The organism is Blautia sp. Sow4_E7 (assembly GCF_052116245.1).
Lineage (GTDB): Bacteria > Bacillota > Clostridia > Lachnospirales > Lachnospiraceae > Blautia_A.
The window spans coordinates 21894-37099 of the sequence record NZ_JBQKLL010000036.1 but is presented as its reverse complement, the minus strand read 5'-3'; the positions used below and the strand labels follow the sequence as shown (position 1 = coordinate 37099).

Sequence of the window (15206 nt, the reverse complement as noted above, 5' to 3'; positions counted from 1 at the left end):
GCATCCTTTAATTCTGGACTATAGTTCATAGTGAAAGCTCCCTTCCTGTGATAGCTATATACTACCACAAAAGTAATTATCTTTCACTGACAATTATCCTAACACACAGGGCGATATGCATATGAATGCCTATGAGTATTACCTGAATATGGAGGAAGAGCACCTTCAGATCCGCAAAATGTACCACGAAATGAAAAATCAGCTGATGATCATGGGTGACCAGGAGACGGAGCCTGGGGAGCAGAAGTCCGACTACCGGCAGATTATGGAAGAAAAGCTGGAAAACATAAACCAGTTTTACCACACGGGAAGCAAATCCCTGGACATGCTTTTGTTTGATGGCAAAATGAAAGCAAAGGCAAGAAATATTGAGTTTGATGCAGTGGTTTCAGAGGGCTGCCTGAGCTTTATGGAGGAGGAAGATATCAATATTATTTTCAGCAATGCCATCATAAACGCCATAGAAGCCTGTGAAAAAATAAAAGAAGGACCCCGCCAGATCAAGATCAAGGCTGGAAAAAATCTGAACGACACGCTGGTCTATGTGAAAAATACAGTCTGTCAGGACAGGGAAAAAGGTTCCTTAAGTACAAAGAAGAAAAACAAGATCATGCATGGGATCGGCCTGACTAGCATACAGGAATGTGTGGAAAAATATGGAGGCTACATATCCATCCGGGATGAAGATGGTACCTTCCAGCTGGCTATTTTATTTGGTAAGGAGTAGGGATGAGAATGAGAAAGTACATAAAGCTTGTGCTTGTGCTTTCGACGATATTTTTTGCAGTTCCTTTTTACGATGCGAAAGTGTTCGCCGGGAACAGTGAGACAGAAAAATACGAAAGAGATTATCTTTCCAAGGTTTTTGATTCAGAAAATGGTCTGGAGGGCACCACGGCAAACTGTATCTGTGCAGATCAGGATGGCTTTCTTTGGCTGGGCGGTTATACCGGACTTTATCGGTATGACGGAAACGAATTTAAGAAATTTCTCATGGATGGCAGGGCGCTTCCTGTAAATGACATTGTCCAGGATCAGGACGGAATCCTTTGGGTCGGCACAAACGGCGAGGGCGTGTATCACTTTGATGGAAAGAATTTTCAGGAATACAAGCTGGACAATGAGGTGCAGGGAACCAGTGTGGTAAACAAGTTGTATCTGGACCAGGAGGGTACGGTCTGGGTAGGAACAAAAGGCGGCTTATTTTCCATTGATGCTGCAGGAGAGGCCGATAGGGCAAACGAGTACCGGAAATTTTCCAACAGCATTATTCAGGACATTGGAGAGTTGTCCACTGGAGAGAAGATCATCATCCAGAAAAGCGGAGGCGTGTACCTGCTCGAAAAGGACGCTGTGAAAAGGCTGGATCTGGACTTCGGAGAGTCCATAGAGGAAGGCTGCGAGGATTACCAGGGAAATTACTGGTTTGTGTCTTCCAGGCAGGGCGTGCTCCAGCTTTATGAAAATTATTTTTCGGATCTTGGCGCATACTGGGGAATCAGCCAGACGGTGAATTCCATTCAGCCATACGAAAACCGGATTTATGTGGGCTGTGATGACGGGCTTTACTGCTACGAGGGGAAAAAACAGGTAAAGGATAAGCTGGTGCGTTCCTGTAAAGGACAGCGGACTGGGGACCAATAAGATTCGGTGTATCTGGGAGAAAATGGATCAGGAGATCCTGGTAGGAACAGAGGAAGGCCTGTATCTGATCAATAAAAGGGGAAATGTAAATAAATATACAGATAATAGTGTTTTAAATATCAAAAGAATCCTGGATGTGAAAGAGTGCAGCAACGGGGAGATTTATGCCGCCACCGACGGATACGGGATTTATGAGATCGAAGACGACCAGGTGAAAAATATTTATACCAAACAGCAGAGGCTGCTTTCCAATGTGGTGATGAAGATCGTGCCATCGGATAACCTGCAGGGAGCCTGGATCGTGACCGGAGAGGGAATCTGTTTTATTGATTCTTTGGGAAATGTGAAGCAGGCTACCGGAATTTCTGTAGCCAACAGCCTGGATCTGCTGCTGGCTGGAGATGGAAAAGCAGTTGTACTGGCTGGAAACGGATTTTTTGAGCTGGAAGAGAAGGATCTGCTGGAAGAGGATATTTCTTATGTTTATCTGAACAAGCGGGATGGGCTTCCTATTAATTTTACTGCAAATGCCCGAAATACCATACAGGATGGGGTTCTTTATATGTGCGGAACTATCGGGGCGGCCAGCATTGATCTGAATGCCAGACCTGTGGAGAAACCGATCCGGCTTTATGTGGATCAGGTTACAGAGGATGGGAAGGAAGCTGATTTTTCCAGTGGGAATATCGTATTTTCTTCCAAAGCGCACCGTGTAAATATGGATGTAAAAACCATCAATTTTGTACATCGGAAAATGTATGTGGGCTATTTCCTTGAGGGAATGGACAGTAGTGAGACGATAGTAAAGAATACAGATTCAACAGATATCAGCTATACCAATCTGGCTGGTGGGAATTATACCTACCATTACAAGGTATACGATGCCGATTCCAACCAGTGCCTGGCGGATCTGTCTGTTTCTTTCCGGAAAAATTACAAATTCTGGGAGCAGGCCAGGGTGAAGGTGCTGATCGGACTGCTGGTGCTGGGTGCCCTTGTGCTATTGTTTACCCAGCTCATTGATCTGCGGGAAAAACGGGTGAAGAAGCAGTGTTATCTGGAATTTCTCCAGGAAAAGGAGGCAGAGATTTCGGAGCTTGCTTATAAGGACCTGGTGACAGGTGTGTTCAACCGGAATTATTTTGAACAGGAAAGAGCCAGGATTGATGTGAAAAAGCTGACCGCGCTTGTGTCTGTAAGTATCAATCACGTAGAATATTTCAAGAGCAAATACGGAATTTTTTATACGGAAAATATTTTGCGGACGGGTGTATCAGTTATGAAAAAATGCGCTCCCGAGGAGATTAAAATCTGCAGAGTGTCTGAAAATATCTTTTACTTCTGGTTTACGAAACCGGTGCAGCTGGAAGTCTACATTCAGGATATTAAGGACATGTTCCAGAAAAAAGGGGAAGAATCGGATGTGCCCTATTCTTTCTCGGTAGGTGCGATTTATAATAATACAGTGGGAAAAGAGAACATCGATGAACTGATCGACCGCTGCGGTAAGATGAGATTGCTGGATGAGAAGCATGCGGAGGCGAAGTTTATTGAAGGGAAGATGAAGATGCTGTAGGGAAAAATGGCGGCTGACCAGGCTGCGCACAAAAAAGGCTGCTTCTGTGGATAAAATGTTAAAAAGTAGTCCTGCATGGGGATAATTGCTTCATGCAGGACTACTTTTTTATAGTTTAATTAAATTCCTCTGGCTCTATATATTTCTCGTTGGAGTAGCTGAACCCATTCTGATATTTCACAGTCAGATATAATGTCTTGTCACCATCTGCAATTTTGACGAAGCAGATCCCTTTGTCATTAAATTTGTCTGTAATATCAATAGAATGGTTATGGTAGTAAACCCATACGCTTCCGTCATCTTCGTATTCCACGTCTGGGGAGTCGATTTCGGACATAAGTTCTTCTTCGGTAAGAGGACGTTCCGTTCCGTCGGCGTTTATTGCAATGCCACCGCCGCCAGATTCGTGAAGCTGTCCATTTTCATCGGAGTATTTTAGGGTGTATGTGCCGTCATCAGAGACATCTAGGGCAGCGGTGGTCTGGTCTCCGTGAAGCCAGAGCTGGATGGTGCGCTGGATTCCGCCTACATTTGCGGCGTAGGCAGTGCCGGTTCCTCCAAGGATAATGCAGCCTGCGATCACGGCTGCCGCTGTCTTCATTTTTGTTCTTTTCTGTAATCTAGCCATAGTTTCAACCTCCCGAAATGAGCTCTCAGAGGTCTGCAATACGGAAAAAGCTTTTTTATATTTTTCGTGGTTAGTCATTTTCCCATTCCTCCTTCAAAGAATCCTTAAGCAAAGCCCGTCCACGGGAAAGCCGGACCTTTACGTTGCTTTCTGAAAGCTTCAGTATATCGGCGATTTCCCGGACGGAATAGTCTTCATAATAAAACAGGTGGATCACAATACGGAACTTATCTGGAAGCTTCATCACTTCCTCGAACAGATCCCTGGACTGTGAATCTAGAAAAGTAAGGGTTTCCATATAATCTTCCAGAGAGCATTTATTTTTCTTCCAGAAAGTCCGGTTGATATTCTTTGCCTTATTAATGACCACCCGAAGGAGCCATGCCCGGATGTGCTGCTCATTTTCAAATTCTTTTCTGCTGGTGTAATATTGAACGAACGTCTCCTGAACTACATCCTCTGCGTCCATCTGGTTCTGGCAGATGTTAAAAGCCGCCGCGTAGAGGCTGTTCTGGTAAAGCTCGATCAGCTGTTGAATCGGTTGTCTCATGAGAACTCCTTTTGCCGCAGCCCCGGTCGCTGTGGTAAATGTGCGCTGGTGGAGGAGCGGTTTTTTATGTTTCCTTTTAGGTACCTTCACTAATAATACAAATGAGAGAACAGAAAGGTTACAGAAGAAAAAAATTTAGGAAAATATAATGTCCCTGAAGTAGCTTCCAGGGACATTGAGGTCGATTGTTTAGATGATAAATACGACATATTGTTGTAAAGTAATTGATTTCCATATATGTTGATGCTGCTGGCTGTGATTGGGATATTAGGAAAATCATAGTGGGATAGGTTAGTCTACTACAGGAATTTTGCTGATATCCTGCTTTACGTTGCGGAACTGGGGCGGGAGGTCTTCCGGGGACATCCGCTTGAGGGCTTCCACAGAGCCGGTTTCCTTGGCGGTCTCGTAATACCAGCATTTGTAATCCAGCACATCCATAGTATGCTGCAGTTCCTCCATCTGCGCCTGGAGAAGCTGGCGTTGCTTATAGAAAAGCTGGAGACGTTCGTCGATCGTGCTGTCTCCTTCCATAGTCAGATGAATATATTCCCGGATATCCTTCAGGGACATGCCCGCTTTTTTCAGGCAGCTGATGACCTGCAGCCATTCATAATCCTTCTCGTGGAATACGCGGATTCCGTTTGTGGAACGTTCCACGAAAGGCAGAAGCCCTTCCTTATCGTAATAGCGCAAGGTGGAACTGGGAACACCCAGCAGCTTCGCCATATCTCCAACTGTGTATGTCATTGTAAATTCCTCCCAGGGTAAAATGACTTGTTACTGTTCACTGGTAGCGTTCCGCGAGGTGTTTTTTGTGAACAAAGTTCACAGAAAACCCGAGAATTGCGGCGCAAAATCATGCGAATACATGATTTCTGTGCATCGCGAAGCGTGTTGCTGTGAACGGAGTGAACAGTAACAAATGAATTTCGTGTTCAATGAGAAAATTATAGCATAAATTGTGAAAGATAGCAAAATATGGTATGCTATAAAAAACAGAAATTAGTTTAATGGAGAGTAAAAAATAATATGGATAAAACAGATGAAGGCTTACTTGGAAATGAGAAAATCGAGGAGGCAATCGCGGCGCTTCAGCAGCAGCCCACACAGGAATTGCTGGCGCATGCCTTGACAGTAGTGCGAAGACGCATGCGTGAAAACGGCCAGGTGATCATTGCCGTAGAGCCAAACGCGGCAGCTGGACAGATGAAATTACAGGCGGTAAAAACCTCCGACGGAAAGAACTGGTGGGCAGTTTTCACCAGCTTTGACGAAGAACTGAAAGGCAGTGGAAGCGTTATGTCAACCTTTATGACTGACATTGGAAAAGTCCTGGAGGCAGCGCTGTCCGAGGAAGAGATCAGCGGCGTGATCATCAATCCCTGGAACCGGACCTTGATGTTGGACAAAACGCTGATTCGGATCATATTAGGAAATGTGGCACAGTAGTTAAAAAATGCCAGGTGGGAAGATTTTCTCAGCTGGTGTTTTTTTATGCAAGAAATTATTGACAAACGATAATTCTAAGCTATAATAAAATTATAAATTATCGTTTTTCAATAATTTATAGGCCAGTTATTGCAAAAAGGAGGTTCTCCATGAAAGAAAAACACTTATTTACCCTCTTATCCGTGGAAGCCGCAGCCTGCGTTCTGTTCTGCATTTTACAGCGCAGTTTGTCCGGATTGTTTTCCACTTTGATCGCCTTTCCCTTCGAGCAGATCGGGGCTGGCCTGCGGGCCATGTCACTGTCCGGGACAGTTGGAAATGTGATCGCGATCATTCTATACATATTGCTTGGACTTATCCCTGCTGGAATCTGGGGATTCCTGCACTGGCGCAAGAAATCAGAGCCACTGGACTTCATGCTTCTGGTTATCAGCGTCCTTCTCTTCGTAACCCTGTATTACATGGTAAATCCGGGACTTTTGTCCTCCGGAGTGCCCGGCACTGGAAAATGGTCCCTGGGCAGCACCTTCTATTCAATCCTCCTGGGATACCTGCTGATCCGCGCTTTGCTTCACTATAAAAATGCAGGAACAGAAAAATTGCAAAAGGGACTCTGGTTCCTTCTGGGCGCGGTGAACGTGGTACTGGTGTACGGTATTTTCGGACAGGAGCTGGCGGACCTGCTTCAGACTCTGGAAACGGTGCAGAAGGGAAATACAGGCATAGAGTTGAGCGATGGATTTTTTACCTTTTCCAATCTCACTCCAACTTATGTGTTCCTGTTCCTCCACTTTGCAATCCGTATTCTGCCTTATGTGCTGGATATTATAGTTGTTTTCCTGGCAAGAAGGCTTCTGGCAGCAATGAAAGAAGATCTGTATCAGGAAGAAAGCATAAAACTGGCAGAAAAACTTTCCCATTTTTGCATGTGGACCTTAGTCGCTACTATAGGGCTGGATGCAGCATTTAACCTACTGCAGTTGTTTTTCCAGAGCAGTCTTTACCAGCTTGAATATGTGGTGACCATCCCGGTATTTTCCCTGGCTTTTGTGCTGGCTGTGCTGCTGTTTGCAAGATACATCCGAGAAATGCAGAGGCTGAAAGAAGACAATGACCTGTTTATTTAAGGAAAGGAAATGATTTATGGCAATAAAAGTATGCCTTGAAGACGTATTGAAGGAGCGGGGAATGACGTCCAAGGAATTGTGCAGTCTGGTAAATATCACAGAAGCCAATCTTTCCGTCCTAAGAAGCGGGAAAGCCAAAGGCGTGCGGTTCCACACCATCAACCGGATTTGTTATTTCCTGCAATGCGATGTTGGGGATATCTTAAAATTCGATGGAAATCTGGAGGAGGACGAAAATGAAGATTAAGAAATCAAAGGGTAGTGGGGTGCTAAAAAGCTTGTTCGGATTTTCGGTTATGTTCATGGCATTTACCGCCAGTGGCTGTACTCTTGCAGTCCCGGATGCAGGCACAGACGGAAATGGTGACCGGCTGATCGGCGCCTTTATCACCGCCGAATATCTGGACCTATATGACATGGAAGGCTATCTGAATGATCATGCCTCCTCCCTTGTGAACAACAGCAGCATTACCATAGGAAACGACAGCCGTTATGAGGGAAAACTTGTGGCAACTGTGGATAAAGAAGGTGCCCAGTCTTCCTCTGAGTGGAAAATTTCCTTTGGAGATGTAAAAGGGGAATATATCCTAATGCCAGTGACGGAAGACGAGGATGGAAACACCTCTGTGGGAAGCCTTTGCTCCAATGGAGTAGGAGATCCGTATTTGAACTACAACGTGACCGATGATGGAGAAAACCAGGAAATCAGCGCCACCGTTTACCAGGTCTCTGGCAAAACAGAACACACCCAGTATGTAAACCCGGTTTTCCAGAAGGAAGATGGAGAAATTTATGCCATGGCTGGAAACGGTTATTCCAACGGCGTGGATGGCTCAGAAGGAAACACCATGGCAGCCACCCTTTCCGGTGAAACTACCACAGTGGAAAATGGAAAGACCAAGACAGAAGGCTGTAAAGTGACGGTTCAGTTTGCCACTATGTACAAGCCAGTGCGGACCATCATTTACCAGATGGATGGGGCAAATAAGATACTGAAGCAGACGACCTACAAGCCATCTGATGTGCCGGATACCTTAAAAGTGGAAGCTGGAACCGCCTATATTCTGGAAGAAACCAGAAAGGAAGACGCGTCTGGCAAAATGGTGACCACCAGGACAATTTTAGATCTGGATTCGTCCGCAGATGAGGAAAAACAGTACTTGGAAGCCTGGTATCCGATGGATGACGGGCTGATCGGTAAAAAAGACGTGGAGATTAAAAATTGAGAAAAATGCCGGGGCAAAGGTCACCCCTGCATTTTTGCGAGAAGTTGGGACGCGGAATATCTGGCTATAAGAAAATCCTATAGCCAGATATTATTTATCTGTATTAGACGTGAAACTCCAGGACTGGTATTATAATATCAGAAAATAAATCACAGTTAATTGATAGGAATAACGGAGATAATACAGATGAAACAGATTTTATGTTTTGGCGATTCAAATACATGGGGATACGACGGCGAGAGCAAGAAGCGTCTGCCCTGGGGAAAACGGTGGACAAGCCTTCTTCAGGAACGGTTTGATGTGGAAAGTCAGAAATCTAATGCTGCCGAAGAAGCCGGAGACAGCTGGAATCTCTCAAGCCAATCACACGCAAACGAGAATACAGGCACTAAAGAGAGTGTACGCATCATCGAAGAAGGTCTCTGCGGCAGAACCACCATCTTCGAAGATCCTCTGCGCGACGGCCGCCGGGGAACTGCCCTCCTTCCCACCTTATTAGAAACCCATGACGGCATAGACGCAGTGGTCCTCATGCTGGGCACCAACGACTGCAAAACTGTTTTCGGCGCCTCCGCAGAGGTAATCGGAAAAGGCATCGCCCGTCTTCTTGACCAGATCACTGCCTACGCGCCAAATGTGAAAGTCCTTCTGATCTCCCCAATCCACCTGGGGGAAAAAGTCTGGCAGGAAGGCTACGACCAGGAATTTTCCAAAGATTCCATCCAGGTATCCAAGGACCTGGAAAACGTATACGAGCGCATCGCAGGCGAAAAACACGTCCAGTTCATGCGCGCCGCTTCCTACGTAACCTGCTGCGAAGCCGACCAGGAACACATGAACGCCGCCGGCCACCAGGTTTTTGCGAAAGCCGTATATGAGAAGCTGGCACCATTGGTAGCATAAGCTGAAAATTGATACTTACTGCGCTGAGAAACAGTTGTTTTTCAGCGTATTTTTTTCGCGTATTTCCCACGAAAAAAGTCGAACTTGTTCCAAAAGAATACGAAATTCATACAGAATCAATCCAAAACAATAAAAAGTAATAAAGAATAATAAAAAACAATTGACAACACTACAACACTTTGCTATACTAAAATCACCAAAAAGAGGCGAGCAAAGAGAACATTTTTTATTTATGCAAAGGCGCATGAAACTACATCGTGACTAAGTTGCTATAAATAGAAAGTGTTTTTTTACTATAAAGGCATCGACACCAGAATTTTATAAAATATTTTCTGAAAAATGTCCTGCCTTTATAAGAAAACACCTGTGGCAGCAGGCGCTTCCGCTTCCCGAAAAGGCTTATGACCGTACCTGACTAAAGGACGGATAAGAAAGGAGAAAAACTATGAAAATGATGAAAGCAGCAGTTGCACTTGGCATGGCTCTTACCATGACCGTTACTGGTGCATCAGCAGTATTCGCAGAGGGCGAGACACTCAGCGTTGCTACTGATTTCGAGATCAAGACACTTGTACCGTGGGCTGCATCCGAGGAGAATGCATTCCTGGTACTGAACCAGGCAGAAGAGGGTCTGTTCCGTATGGACGAGAACAACCAGCCTCAGCCGGCTCTTTGCGATACCTATGAGGTATCTGATGACAAGCTTACATACACATTCCACTTAAGAGACGGAATCCAGTGGAGCAATGGTGAGCCTGTAACAGCAGCAGATTTCGTATATGCATGGCTGAAACAGATGAGCGCAGACGCAACAAACGGCTACAGCTTCATTATGACAGACTACATCGTAAACGGACAGGAGTATAATGAGGGAAGCGTTGAGGCTTCTGAGGTAGGTGTTAAGGCTGTTGACGACCAGACACTGGAAGTTCAGCTGAAGAGCCCGACACCATACTTCCTGAACCTTACTACAATGGATATGTTCTTCCCGGTTAACGAAGCATTCTGCGAAGAGCAGGGCACAAACTTCGCTCTTTCCCCAGACAGCATGCTCTACTGCGGACCGTACGTGATCACAGATTATGATCCGGCTGTAGGCGTTACCTTCGCTAAGAACGACAATTACTGGGATAAAGATAACGTAGCGGTCGAAGATGCACAGGTTCGTGTAATCAAAGATGCTGCAGCTGCATTAAGCGCATATCAGGCTGGCGAGCTTTCCCAGGTTAAACTTGATTCTGCAAACGTAGCAGCATACAAGGATGATCCGGAATTCTCCCAGGAGATCGATTTCCGTACAAGCTATGTACAGTTCAACCTTACAGATGACGTAATGAGCAATGTAAACATGAGAAAAGCTATTTCTCTTGCTATGAACAGAAGCGCTCTTACAGATAACATTCTTGCTGATGGTTCTGCACCAGGATTTGGTCTTGTAGCAGACGGCATGAGCGGTGACGGAGAGAAGACATTCCGTGAACTGAACGGAGATGTTTCCCCATACGATCCGGAGCAGGCAAAAGAGTACTATGACAAGGCAGTTGAGGAGCTTGGAAGCGCACCTTCAGAGGTTACTCTTCTTGTAGCGGATGACTCTGTATCCAAATCCGTTGCTACATTTATCCAGAGTGAGCTTGTTACAACACTTGGTCTGAACGTAGTAATCGATACCAAGACTGTGCAGGGACGTGGAGAGCTGATGGATGCGAACAACTATCAGTTTGCTGTAACTGCATGGGGCGCTGACTATGATGACGCTATGACATACCTTGATCTGTGGACAAACGGAACTCCATACCGTGGAAACTACAATGATGCTGATTACAATGCACTGATCTCTGACGCTAAGACTCAGACAGATGACGCAGTTCGTCTTGACGACATGCTGAAAGCTGAGAAGAAGCTGGTTGAGGAAGATGCAGTTGTTGCTCCTGTATACCACAGAGGTTCCGCTGTTCTGACAAAATCCAATGTCAAGAACCTGATCAGCCATCCGATCGGTGTTCCGCTTGAGTTCAAGTACGCTTCCTTCGAATAATCTCTTATTCAGGTGATTATTGGATATAAACCGGCAGCGGAACAGATCTCAGAGGTTTGCTTCAAATTCAAGTAATATTCCTTAAGGAATAAGTAACGGACCGTATACAGCAGTGGCTTACACAGCCGGTATACGGTCTGTTTTTCACAGAAAGAAAAGGAGTACTGTTCACTACGTGCACAGTAACAGAAAAGGTGATGTCATGCTGAAATATGTATTAAAGCGATTAGGGTACATCCTGGTTACCTTGTGGGTAATCGTAACCTGTACCTTCTTCATGATGAAAAATCTTCCAGGTACACCTTTTGACGCTGAGCGTTTTAGTATTATGACACCTCAGCAGCAGGAACGTGTGCTGGAAATGTACGGATTAAATGATTCTCTTCCAATGCAGTATGTGAAATACATTAAGAACATGCTGAAAGGAGATTTAGGTACCTCCTTCACTTATGTAAACCAGGATGTTTCCAAGGTTATCACAGGACGTCTTGGACCATCTGCTCTGATTGGTATCCAGGCAGTACTGATCGGACTTGCAATCGGATTAATTTTAGGAATACTGGCTGCCTGGAAGCACAATAGCGGAATTGATTACTTTACCATGATACTGGCGGTGCTTGGCGTCTCGGTGCCGAACTTCGTCGCCGCAGCCCTTCTGCAGTATTACATTGGTCTGAAATGGGGCGTTCTCCCAGTTGGATTCTGGACTGGCTGGAACTGTTCTGTGCTGCCGTCCATTGCGCTTTCGTTCAGTGCAACAGCTATGGTTGCCCGCTTTATGCGTACCGAAATGCTGGATGTACTGGATCAGGACTACATTGTAACTGCAAGAGCCAAGGGCCTGAGCCAGATGAAGGTTCTTATGCGACATGCAGTCCGTAACTCTATTCTTCCAGTTGTAACCATTTTAGGACCAATCGTAGTAAACCTTATGACCGGATCCCTTGCTGTAGAGAACATCTTCAGTATTCCTGGAATCGGAAGCCTTTTCGTAGACTGTATCAAGGCCAACGACTATCCGGTGATCATGGGTATTACTATTTTCTATGCCGCATTCTATATGCTGGTTGTACTGCTTGTTGACCTGGCTTATTCTCTTATCGATCCGAGAATTCGTCTTGCCAAAGGAAAGGAGAGCTGATCGTGGACAAATCAAAAATTGACTGCAGCATGTATCAGAAAGCGAAAGTAGAAGCCTCTGAAAAAGAGCACATCGCAGCTCCTGCTTCCACTATGCTGGCTGACGCATGGATCCGTCTGAAAAAGAACAAGGCAGCAGTTGTAGCATTATTTATTTTGATCGGAATTATCCTGCTTGCCATTTTTGCACCGATCTTCAGCAAATATTCATTTAGAGATACTGATTATAACAACGTATATGGACTTCCAAGCACAGCACACATCTTTGGTGCGGACCAGTTTGGACGTGACCTGTGGGTACGTACCTGGATGGGAACCAGAATTTCCCTTATGATCGCACTGGTAGCTGCAATCCTTGACCTTGTTGTGGGCGTACTTTACGGTGCTGTTTCTGCTCTTTTCGGTGGCAAGGTTGACGCCATCATGCAGCGTATCATCGAGGTACTGGTAGGTATCCCAAGCCTTATTATCGTAATCCTTTTCCTGATGGCATTCCCGGCAGGTGTAGGAACCATTATCGCCGCCCTCTCCATTACCGGATGGGTAAACATGGCCAGACTGGTACGTGCCGAGATCCTGAAACTGAAGAATCAGGAATTTGTACTTGCTTCCCAGGTTCTTGGAACTAGCAAATTCAACATTATCATGAAGGATCTGATCCCGAACACCGTCAGCGTTATCGTAATCAACGTTATGTTCACAATCCCAAGCGCCATCTTTACCGAGGCATTCTTAAGCTTTATCGGTATCGGTCTGGCAGAGCCGCAGGCTTCCCTTGGTGTATTGATCAACGGTGGTTATCAGGTACTGCGTAACTATCCACATGTACTGATTTTCCCGGCAATCGTTATCGTACTGATTATGGTATGCTTCAGTGTTCTGGGCGACGGACTTCGTGATGCCCTTGATCCGCAGATGAGAAAGTAGGTACAGCTATGGGAAAAATATTAGAAGTTAAGAATCTTACAGTCCACATTAAGACGCACAAGGGCGTTGTCCAGGCTGTGCGCGGCGTGGATTTTTACCTGAATGAGCAGGAGACACTTGCAGTAGTAGGAGAGTCCGGTTCTGGAAAATCCATTACCATGAAAGGTGTTATGGGAATCCTCCCAAAGAACGGAAAAGTAGTAGAAGGAAGCGTTATGTTCCAGGGAAATGATCTGACCAAGTATTCCGAGCGTCAGATGCAGCAGGTGCGCGGAAGCGAGATCGCCATGATCTTCCAGGATCCCATGACTTCCCTGAACCCGACTATGAAGGTTGGAAAACAGATTGAGGAAATGCTGAAGGAGCACCGCAAGGAGATGAGCAAGGCTGACCGCAAGGCAAGAGCCATTGAGCTTCTTTCCCTGGTTGGAATCTCCAATCCGGAGGCACGTTATGACCAGTATCCCCACCAGTTATCCGGTGGTATGAGACAGCGTGTGGTTATCGCTATCGCACTGGCTTGTGATCCCAAGGTACTGATCGCAGATGAGCCTACCACAGCCCTTGACGTAACCATCCAGGCACAGATCCTGGATCTGATGCGTGATCTTCAGAAAAAGATCAAAACATCCATTATCATCATCACCCATAACCTTGGCGTTGTGGCAAATATTGCAGACCGTGTTGCAGTTATGTACGGCGGTAAATTAGTTGAGACAGGAGATGTGGCTGACATTTTCCACAACCCTTGTCACGAATATACAAAAGGCCTTCTTCGTTCCATTCCAAAGGCACACGAAAAAGGCGGCGAGCTCCAGGCAATCCCGGGAACTCCTCCGGATCTGATGGAGCCCCCGGTTGGATGTCCTTTTGCGGCAAGATGTAAGGAAACTATGATCGTCTGCCAGAAATACATGCCGGATTATACCGATTGCGGCAAGAATCACAAGTCCGCATGCTGGATGCTTGACGAGATGGCACAGGAGGTAAACTCTGATGAAAAATGATGAAAAGCAGGTACTTCTTGATGTCAAGAACCTGAAGAAATATTTTGATGTTGGAAATAAAAAGATCCTGAAGGCAGTGGATGACGTCTCCCTTCAGATTTATAAAGGAGAGACACTTGGTCTGGTTGGTGAGTCCGGATGTGGTAAATCCACCTTCGGAAGAACGGTCATCCATCTGTATGAGCCTACAGAGGGAACCGTAACCTTCGACGGCACCAAAATTGACAAGAATCTGGATGCCAAGCAGAGACATGAGCTTTGCAGAAGAATGCAGATGATCTTCCAGGATCCATATGCATCCCTGAACCCACGAAGAAAAATCCTGGATATTGTAGCAGAGGGAATTGACGCTCACGGCCTTGCAGCCAATAAAAAAGAGCGTAACGCCAAGGTAATTGAGCTTCTGGAGACAGTAGGTCTTCAGGCAGAGCACGCAGACCGTTTCCCACACGAGTTTTCCGGCGGACAGCGCCAGCGTGTTGGTATTGCCCGCGCCCTTGCAGTAAACCCGGATTTCATCGTATGTGATGAGCCGATCTCCGCGCTGGACGTTTCCATCCAGGCACAGGTTATCAACCTTCTGGAGCAGCTTCAGAGAGAGCGTGGACTGACATATCTGTTTATTGCCCATGACCTTTCCATGGTGAAGCATATCAGTGACCGTATTGGTGTTATGTATCTGGGATCTCTTGTTGAGCTTGCTGACAGTGAGGAGCTTTTCGAGAACCCAATGCATCCGTATACCAAGGCTCTTCTTTCCGCAATTCCGATCCCGGATCCGGATATTGAGAAGAAACGTCAGAGAATCATGCTGGAGGGTACACTTCCAAACCCCATCGGACTTGGAGATGAGTGTAAGTTCTGCAGCCGTTGTCCTGTTTGCAAGGATAGCTGCCATAAGAGCCAGCCGAAGCTTGTTGAGGTAAAACCGGGACACTTTGTTGCCTGCAGTCAGTGTACAGAGTAATAGAGTCAGCAATACACAGGA

Annotated in this window: 16 protein-coding genes; 13 read left to right on the top strand and 3 right to left on the bottom strand. The window is 45.9% G+C overall.

The window, feature by feature from the left end:
* Window positions 1–121: 121 nt before the first annotated feature.
* The 3 genes from ACTQ50_RS15570 to ACTQ50_RS15560 are packed head-to-tail and all read left to right on the top strand — an operon-like array spanning window position 122 to window position 3220.
* Window positions 122–727 (top strand): ATP-binding protein, encoded by a 606-nt coding sequence (locus ACTQ50_RS15570; RefSeq protein ID WP_441484954.1) that lies wholly within the window; start codon window positions 122–124, stop codon window positions 725–727.
* Between the two features lie 8 nt (window positions 728–735).
* Window positions 736–1644 carry a ligand-binding sensor domain-containing protein gene (locus ACTQ50_RS15565; RefSeq protein ID WP_441484953.1) on the top strand — a complete coding sequence of 303 codons (909 nt, stop codon included), beginning with the start codon at window positions 736–738 and terminating at the stop codon, window positions 1642–1644.
* 22 nt (window positions 1645–1666) lie between these two features.
* Window positions 1667–3220: a diguanylate cyclase domain-containing protein gene (locus tag ACTQ50_RS15560; protein ID WP_441484952.1), complete on the top strand. Its 1554-nt coding sequence runs from the start codon at window positions 1667–1669 to the stop codon at window positions 3218–3220.
* A 115-nt stretch (window positions 3221–3335) separates the two neighbouring features.
* Here ACTQ50_RS15560 and ACTQ50_RS15555 read toward each other — a convergent pair whose 3' ends face one another.
* The 3 genes from ACTQ50_RS15555 to ACTQ50_RS15545 form a co-directional block, all read right to left on the bottom strand.
* The gene (locus ACTQ50_RS15555) at window positions 3336–3848 is read right to left on the bottom strand and encodes a hypothetical protein (protein ID WP_441484951.1); all 513 of its coding nucleotides are present in this window, start codon (window positions 3846–3848) and stop codon (window positions 3336–3338) included.
* A 70-nt stretch (window positions 3849–3918) separates the two neighbouring features.
* Window positions 3919–4398, bottom strand: coding sequence for an RNA polymerase sigma factor (locus ACTQ50_RS15550; protein WP_441484950.1), 480 nt, complete (start codon window positions 4396–4398; stop codon window positions 3919–3921).
* A gap of 291 nt (window positions 4399–4689) precedes the next feature.
* On the bottom strand, window positions 4690–5148 hold the full coding sequence (locus tag ACTQ50_RS15545) for a MerR family transcriptional regulator (protein WP_441484949.1): 459 nt from the start codon (window positions 5146–5148) through the stop codon (window positions 4690–4692).
* Between the two features lie 282 nt (window positions 5149–5430).
* Here ACTQ50_RS15545 and ACTQ50_RS15540 point away from each other — a divergent pair, with 282 nt between their 5' ends.
* The 10 genes from ACTQ50_RS15540 to ACTQ50_RS15495 all read left to right on the top strand — a co-directional run bounded on the left by ACTQ50_RS15540 (window position 5431) and on the right by ACTQ50_RS15495 (window position 15185).
* Entirely contained in the window at window positions 5431–5850 is a 420-nt protein-coding gene (locus ACTQ50_RS15540; RefSeq protein ID WP_226820519.1) for an SseB family protein, read from the top strand.
* A 149-nt stretch (window positions 5851–5999) separates the two neighbouring features.
* Window positions 6000–6977, top strand: coding sequence for a hypothetical protein (locus ACTQ50_RS15535; RefSeq protein WP_441484948.1), 978 nt, complete (start codon window positions 6000–6002; stop codon window positions 6975–6977).
* A gap of 16 nt (window positions 6978–6993) precedes the next feature.
* On the top strand, window positions 6994–7224 hold the full coding sequence (locus tag ACTQ50_RS15530; RefSeq protein ID WP_118583284.1) for a helix-turn-helix domain-containing protein: 231 nt from the start codon (window positions 6994–6996) through the stop codon (window positions 7222–7224).
* A complete protein-coding gene (locus ACTQ50_RS15525; RefSeq protein ID WP_441484947.1) occupies window positions 7214–8203 on the top strand; it encodes a hypothetical protein in 990 nt (329 codons plus the stop codon). Before ACTQ50_RS15530 ends, ACTQ50_RS15525 begins: the two co-directional genes overlap by 11 nt.
* Before the next feature lie 186 nt (window positions 8204–8389).
* Window positions 8390–9106, top strand: a complete 717-nt coding sequence (locus ACTQ50_RS15520) for a GDSL-type esterase/lipase family protein (RefSeq protein ID WP_441484946.1) — start codon at window positions 8390–8392, stop codon at window positions 9104–9106.
* A 445-nt stretch (window positions 9107–9551) separates the two neighbouring features.
* Window positions 9552–11144 (top strand): peptide ABC transporter substrate-binding protein, encoded by a 1593-nt coding sequence (locus ACTQ50_RS15515; RefSeq protein ID WP_295310125.1) that lies wholly within the window; start codon window positions 9552–9554, stop codon window positions 11142–11144.
* A gap of 175 nt (window positions 11145–11319) precedes the next feature.
* Complete coding sequence (locus ACTQ50_RS15510) at window positions 11320–12285, top strand: ABC transporter permease (protein WP_295310123.1); 966 nt, start codon at window positions 11320–11322, stop codon at window positions 12283–12285.
* Between the two features lie 2 nt (window positions 12286–12287).
* The gene (locus tag ACTQ50_RS15505; protein ID WP_441484945.1) at window positions 12288–13211 is read left to right on the top strand and encodes an ABC transporter permease; all 924 of its coding nucleotides are present in this window, start codon (window positions 12288–12290) and stop codon (window positions 13209–13211) included.
* A gap of 8 nt (window positions 13212–13219) precedes the next feature.
* Window positions 13220–14218: an ABC transporter ATP-binding protein gene (locus tag ACTQ50_RS15500; RefSeq protein ID WP_441484944.1), complete on the top strand. Its 999-nt coding sequence runs from the start codon at window positions 13220–13222 to the stop codon at window positions 14216–14218.
* Window positions 14208–15185, top strand: a complete 978-nt coding sequence (locus ACTQ50_RS15495; protein ID WP_441484943.1) for an ABC transporter ATP-binding protein — start codon at window positions 14208–14210, stop codon at window positions 15183–15185. Before ACTQ50_RS15500 ends, ACTQ50_RS15495 begins: the two co-directional genes overlap by 11 nt.
* The last annotated feature ends 21 nt before the right edge of the window (window positions 15186–15206 follow it).

Coding starts and splice junctions, on each gene's coding strand:
- ACTQ50_RS15545 (WP_441484949.1), bottom strand. CDS start 5,148: ATGACATACACAGTTGGAGATATGGCGAAGCTGCTGGGTGTTCCCAGT.
- ACTQ50_RS15495 (WP_441484943.1), top strand. CDS start 14,208: ATGAAAAATGATGAAAAGCAGGTACTTCTTGATGTCAAGAACCTGAAG.
- ACTQ50_RS15540 (WP_226820519.1), top strand. CDS start 5,431: ATGGATAAAACAGATGAAGGCTTACTTGGAAATGAGAAAATCGAGGAG.
- ACTQ50_RS15500 (WP_441484944.1), top strand. CDS start 13,220: ATGGGAAAAATATTAGAAGTTAAGAATCTTACAGTCCACATTAAGACG.
- ACTQ50_RS15570 (WP_441484954.1), top strand. CDS start 122: ATGAATGCCTATGAGTATTACCTGAATATGGAGGAAGAGCACCTTCAG.
- ACTQ50_RS15555 (WP_441484951.1), bottom strand. CDS start 3,848: ATGGCTAGATTACAGAAAAGAACAAAAATGAAGACAGCGGCAGCCGTG.
- ACTQ50_RS15520 (WP_441484946.1), top strand. CDS start 8,390: ATGAAACAGATTTTATGTTTTGGCGATTCAAATACATGGGGATACGAC.
- ACTQ50_RS15530 (WP_118583284.1), top strand. CDS start 6,994: ATGGCAATAAAAGTATGCCTTGAAGACGTATTGAAGGAGCGGGGAATG.
- ACTQ50_RS15535 (WP_441484948.1), top strand. CDS start 6,000: ATGAAAGAAAAACACTTATTTACCCTCTTATCCGTGGAAGCCGCAGCC.
- ACTQ50_RS15550 (WP_441484950.1), bottom strand. CDS start 4,398: ATGAGACAACCGATTCAACAGCTGATCGAGCTTTACCAGAACAGCCTC.
- ACTQ50_RS15560 (WP_441484952.1), top strand. CDS start 1,667: ATGGATCAGGAGATCCTGGTAGGAACAGAGGAAGGCCTGTATCTGATC.
- ACTQ50_RS15515 (WP_295310125.1), top strand. CDS start 9,552: ATGAAAATGATGAAAGCAGCAGTTGCACTTGGCATGGCTCTTACCATG.
- ACTQ50_RS15525 (WP_441484947.1), top strand. CDS start 7,214: ATGAAGATTAAGAAATCAAAGGGTAGTGGGGTGCTAAAAAGCTTGTTC.
- ACTQ50_RS15565 (WP_441484953.1), top strand. CDS start 736: ATGAGAAAGTACATAAAGCTTGTGCTTGTGCTTTCGACGATATTTTTT.